The 562-nt window shown below is 70.6% G+C and carries 1 protein-coding gene; it reads right to left on the bottom strand.

All coding sequences use genetic code 11. The features are described from left to right. On the bottom strand, positions 1-562 hold a 562-nt coding region (locus tag AC1DB8_RS16555), incomplete at both ends, for a DUF222 domain-containing protein (protein WP_476893649.1).

Raw genomic sequence — 562 nt, 5'->3', positions numbered from 1 at the left:
CGGCCCGCTCGAACTGGCCGGTGGCGCTGACCTGGCCGGCCCCGTCGGCGGCCGTGCCGGTGTCTCGTTGGAGGCGTTCGAGGAGGTCGCGGTAATCGATGGTGACCATGACCTGGGGCCGGAGCCCTCCGGTGGCGGGCAGTGCGCCGGAAGCCAGGGCCACTTTGCAGGCGCCGACCAGGCCGTCGAGGGATTTCTGCGGCCTCGACCGCCGGTCGAGCAGTGTTTCTTCGGTGCCCGCCACGCCGCCGGCCGCGCTGCCGGGTTCGCTGCCCGCGCTCCCGGTTGCCGCATCATCGGGAGCCTCGGTGCCGGTGCGGGGGTTGGTGGCGGTGTTCATCACGGTCAGCAGGTGTTCGAACTGTTCGGTCGTGGCGAAGATTTCCAGATGTTGCAGGCCGTGGCGGGGTTTCCGGAGGAACGCGCCCTGTAACTGGCGCAGGACCTCCTCGGAGGGTTCGGCGCCGTCCTGGTCGATCGCGTCCGTCCAGCGCCTCGCGACCCGGGCCAGGAAATCCGGGTCGTGCTCCACTGCGGTCCGGGTCAGGGCATGTTCCATCCG

The organism is Arthrobacter sp. 10N410, assembly GCF_056394945.1.
Note: the sequence above shows the minus strand (reverse complement) of the source record. Positions and strands in the feature narration are given on the sequence as shown.